Here is a 1,108-nt window from a genome sequence, read left to right as displayed (position 1 = left end):
CGCCGGTGCCCGAGCGCGCCGAGGAGACCGGCGGCCAGGAGGGGCGCGGCGAGGAGGGCTTCGGGGAGACCGAAGGAGGAGTCCTGGGCGGGGGCGGCGTGCTGCCGGTGACCGGCGTCGTCGTTCGCGGGCGCGGGCGCGGGGGCGGGCTCGGGGGCGGGCCGCTGCTCGGGAACGGAGACCTGGGCGGCACCGCTGCCGCCGCCCCCCTGCGCGTGGTCCCCGGTCCTGTCGTAGTCGCGGATCTGCTGCCGCACCTCGGGCGAGACCTCGGGTGCCTCGTCCGGCATCTCGACGAGGTCGCCGCCGCGCGCGTCGCCGGGCATCTCCATGATCCAGCCGGGCCGGATCAGACTGGCCTCGGAGAGCTTGGAACCGTCGGGCTGGGTGCGGTCCTTGTTGAGCTCGAAGATCTCCTTGTACCGGCGCCCGTCACCGAGGTGCCGCTCGGAGATCTCCCAGAGGGAGTCGTGGTGACGTCCCTCGGGCGGCTGGATCCGGTAGAACTTCGTGTCGCCCCGCTGCTTGGCGCCGGCGCTCGCGGCGGCCTCGGCGTGCGACGCCTGCTCGGCGAGCGCGGCGGCGGTACCGGCCGCCTGCTCCTGCTGCTGGGCGAAGAACCCGGGTGTCTGCTGAGCGGCGGCCGCGGCGGGCCGCTGGTTCCCCTCCAGGCCCTGCCCGAGCTGGCCGATCCCCGGAGTGAAACTGGCGGCGGTGGCACCGACGAGCAGCACGGCGGCGACGAGCTGCCGGGCGAGCAGCTGGCTGGGCCCGGCCCCGGGCACCCGCCCGGGCACCCCGACCCCCGACAGCGCGGCCTTCATCTCGACGAGCACACACGCGGTGAACTGCGCCCAGGCCAGCCAGACGACGAAGGTCAGGATGGAGAGGAAGGTCCGGACGGAGATGTCCTGCTTGAGCCACTCCATCGGTTCGAACGTGCCCGGGAGCGGCCAGCCGGCGGTCACGGCCAGCGCGAACGGCACCCCGACGAGCAGCGCGGCCAACGCCACGAAGGCGAGGAACGCCTTGACGAAGTCCCCGAACGACCGCCGCCGCACCCGCACCGGCTGCGGCGTCCTGTTCCTCGGAGCCGTCGAGCTGGACG

The 1,108-nt window shown here is 74.5% G+C and carries 1 protein-coding gene; it reads right to left on the bottom strand.

Features of this window, described 5'->3' with window-relative positions:
- Positions 1-1,108 (bottom strand): LysM peptidoglycan-binding domain-containing protein (locus B7767_RS34465; RefSeq protein WP_373408263.1); only part of this gene is annotated, 1,108 nt, incomplete at both ends.

It is taken from the genome of Streptomyces sp. 13-12-16 (assembly GCF_002114215.1).
In the GTDB taxonomy this organism is placed as follows: Bacteria; Actinomycetota; Actinomycetes; order Streptomycetales; family Streptomycetaceae; genus Streptomyces.
The sequence above is the reverse complement of the archived record's forward strand: the minus strand, read 5'-3'. Positions and strand labels throughout refer to the sequence as shown.